This is a genomic window from Streptomyces sp. NPDC059564 (assembly GCF_042735575.1).
GTDB lineage: Bacteria > Actinomycetota > Actinomycetes > Streptomycetales > Streptomycetaceae > Streptomyces.
Genome location: NZ_JBHWBP010000543.1, coordinates 1 through 3,484 on the forward strand (window position 1 = coordinate 1; position 3,484 = coordinate 3,484).

Genomic DNA, 3,484 nt, shown 5'->3' on the forward strand with positions numbered 1-3,484 from the left:
GTCTGGGGCGGAGCCCCAGGAACGGTCCGCAGCTTCGAAGGAGTGAGCAACGCATGAGCACGCCCTACCCGTTCACCGCAGTGGTCGGCCAGACCGACCTGCGGCTGGCGCTCCTGCTCAACGCCGTGAGCCCAGCGGTCGGCGGCGTCCTCGTACGCGGCGAGAAGGGGACCGCCAAGTCCACCGCCGTCCGCGCGCTGTCCGCCCTGCTGCCGCGGGTGGACGTCGTACCGGGCTGCCGGTTCTCGTGCGCGCCCGCCGCGCCCGATCCGGCCTGCCCGGACGGCCCGCACGAGCCCGGGGCCTCGGCCCTGCGCCCGGCGCGGATGGTCGAACTGCCCGTCGGCGCCTCCGAGGACCGCCTCGTCGGCGCCCTCGACATCGAGCGGGCCCTCGCCGAGGGCGTGAAGGCCTTCGAGCCGGGCCTCCTCGCCGACGCGCACCGCGGGATCCTCTACGTCGACGAGGTCAACCTCCTCCACGACCACCTGATCGACCTGCTCCTCGACGCGGCCGCGATGGGCGCCTCCTACGTGGAGCGCGAGGGCGTCTCCGTACGCCACGCCGCCCGCTTCCTGCTCGTCGGCACCATGAACCCCGAGGAGGGCGAGCTGCGCCCGCAGCTCCTCGACCGGTTCGGGCTGACCGTCGAGGTGGCGGCCTCCCGCGAGCCCGCGCAGCGCGTCGAGGTCGTGCGCCGCCGGCTCGCCTACGAGGACGATCCCGAAGGCTTCGCGACCCGCTGGGCCGGGGACGAGCACGACGTGCGCGCCCGGGTGGTGGCCGCCCGCGCCCTGCTGCCGCAGGTCTCTCTCGGGGACACGGCGCTGCTCCAGATCGCGGCCGCCTGCGCCGGGTTCGAGGTCGACGGGATGCGCGCCGACATCGTGATGGCCCGTACCGCGACGGCCCTGGCGGCCTGGGCGGGGCGGACCGCGGTGCGCAAGGAGGACGTACGGCGGGCAGCGCTGCTGGCGCTCCCCCACCGGCGCCGCCGCAACCCCTTCGACGCGCCGGGCCTGGACGAGGAGATGCTGGACCGGATCCTGGACGGGTTCCCCGACGAGGAGCCCGAGCCGGAGCCCGAGCCCGACCCGGAGCCCCAGGGCCCGGACGACGGCGGGGACGGAGGGGACGGCGGCCCGGACGGGGACGGCGGCGGGGTCCCGCCGCAGCACGACGCGCCCCCGGCCCAGGACGCCCCGGAGACCTCCCCGGACTCCCCCGACACCCGCGAGGAGGCCCCGCAGCCCTCCGCGCAGGGCGCCGGTGCCGCCGAGCAGGCCGCCGTACGGGCCTCCGAGCCGTTCCGCACCAAGATGCTCAGCGTGCCCGGCCTCGGCGAGGGCGCGGCCGGCCGGCGTTCGCGCGCCCGCACCGCGCACGGCCGCACCACCGGCTCCCAGCGCCCGCGTGGCCACCTGACGAAGCTGCACCTGGCGGCCACCGTCCACGCGGCCGCCCCGCACCAGAAGGCGCGCGGCCGCGACGGGCGCGGGCTGGTCATCCGCAAGGACGACCTGCGCCAGGCCACCCGCGAGGGCCGCGAGGGCAACCTCGTGCTGTTCGTGGTCGACGCCTCCGGCTCCATGGCGGCCCGGCAGCGCATGAGCGCCGTCAAGGGCGCCGTGATGTCCCTGCTCCTGGACGCCTACCAGCGCCGCGACAAGGTCGGCCTGATCACCTTCCGGGGTGCCGGAGCCGAACTGGCGCTGCCGCCCACCTCCTCGGTGGACGCGGCGGCGGCCCGCCTGGACCGGCTGCCGACCGGCGGCCGCACCCCGCTCGCCTCCGGGCTGCTCAAGGCCCACGAGGTGCTGCGCCTGGAACGGCTGCGGGATCCCTCGCGGCGCCCGCTGCTCGTGGTCGTCACCGACGGACGGGCCACCTCCGCCGGGGCGCTGGGCGGCGATCCGCGCGCGATGTCGGAGCGCGGCGCCCGGCTGCTGGCCGCCGAGGGGGTCGCCTCGGTGGTCGTGGACTGCGAGTCCGGGCCGGTCCGGCTGGGGCTGGCCGGAGTACTGGCCGCCGACCTGGGCGCACCCGCCGTGACCCTCGACGGGCTGCGGGCCGACTCGCTGGCCGGGCTCGTGAAGAACGTACGTACCGCAGTGACCCACGAAGCCTCCAGGAGGGCCGCGTAATGCCGCAGGGACAGCCGTCCGTCGTACCGGACGACGGACTCACGACGCGTCAGCGCCGCAACCGTCCGCTCGTCTTCGTCCACACCGGCCCGGGCAAGGGCAAGTCGACGGCCGCTTTCGGTCTGGCGCTGCGCGCCTGGAACCAGGGCTGGCCGATCGGGGTGTTCCAGTTCGTCAAGTCGGCGAAGTGGAAGGTCGGCGAGGAGAACGCGCTGAAGGTGCTCGGCGCCTCCGGCGAGGGCGGCACCGTCGCCTGGCACAAGATGGGCGAGGGCTGGTCCTGGGTCCAGCGCGACGCGCAGCTCGACAACGAGCAGGCGGCCAAGGAGGGCTGGGAGCAGGTCAAGCGCGACCTGGCCACCGAGACGCACAAGCTGTACGTGCTCGACGAGTTCGCGTACCCGATGCACTGGGGCTGGATCGACGTCGACGAGGTCATCGAGGTGCTGCGGAACCGTCCCGGGACCCAGCACGTGGTCATCACGGGCCGCAACGCGCCGGAGAAGCTGGTGGAGTTCGCGGACCTGGTCACCGAGATGACCAAGGTCAAGCACCCGATGGACACCGGCCAGAAGGGCCAGAGAGGCATCGAGTGGTGACGTCCGTGAACGTGCCCCGGCTGGTCATCGCCGCGCCGTCCTCCGGCAGTGGCAAGACCACCGTGGCGACGGGCCTGATGGCGGCCTTCGCGGAGCGCGGCCTCGCCGTGTCCCCGCACAAGGCCGGGCCCGACTACATCGACCCCGGCTACCACGCGCTCGCCACCGGCCGCCCGGGACGCAACCTGGACGCCTTCATGTGCGGGCCGGAGCTGGTGGCCCCGCTGTTCGCGCACGGGGCGGCCGGGTGCGACCTGGCCGTGGTCGAGGGCGTGATGGGGCTCTACGACGGGGCCGCGGGGCGGGGCGAGCTGGCGTCGACGGCGCAGGTCGCGAAGCTGCTGCGGGCGCCGGTGGTGCTGGTCGTGGACGCCTCGTCGCAGTCCCGGTCGGTGGCCGCGCTGGTGCACGGCTTCGCCTCGTTCGACCCCCAGGTGCGCCTCGGCGGCGTGATCCTCAACAAGGTGGGCTCCGACCGGCACGAGGTGATGCTGCGGGAGGCGCTGGAGGAGGCCGGGATGCCGGTCCTCGGCGTGCTGCGGCGGGCTCCGCAGGTGGCGACCCCGTCGCGGCACCTGGGGCTGGTCCCGGTGGCGGAACGGCGGGCGGACGCGCTGGCCTCGGTGGCGGCGCTGGCCGACCAGGTCCGTGCGGGCTGCGACCTGGACGCCCTCATGGCCCTGGCGCGCACGGCCCCGCCACTGGCTTGCGAAGCCTGGACTCCGGAGCTTGCGGGGATTC

The 3,484-nt window shown here is 75.2% G+C and carries 3 protein-coding genes; all 3 read left to right on the forward strand.

The features are described 5' to 3' along the window. Positions 1 to 53: 53 nt before the first annotated feature. Positions 54 to 2,144, forward strand: coding sequence for a putative cobaltochelatase (locus ACFV0Q_RS39775; RefSeq protein ID WP_385012764.1), 2,091 nt, complete (start codon positions 54 to 56; stop codon positions 2,142 to 2,144). Continuing rightward, the gene (gene cobO, locus ACFV0Q_RS39780) at positions 2,144 to 2,743 is read left to right on the forward strand and encodes a cob(I)yrinic acid a,c-diamide adenosyltransferase (protein ID WP_385012766.1); all 600 of its coding nucleotides are present in this window, start codon (positions 2,144 to 2,146) and stop codon (positions 2,741 to 2,743) included. Before ACFV0Q_RS39775 ends, cobO begins: the two co-directional genes overlap by 1 nt. Before the next feature lie 5 nt (positions 2,744 to 2,748). Beyond that, positions 2,749 to 3,484, forward strand: a 736-nt coding sequence (locus tag ACFV0Q_RS39785) for a cobyrinate a,c-diamide synthase (protein WP_385012768.1), incomplete at its 3' end; no start/stop codon positions are given.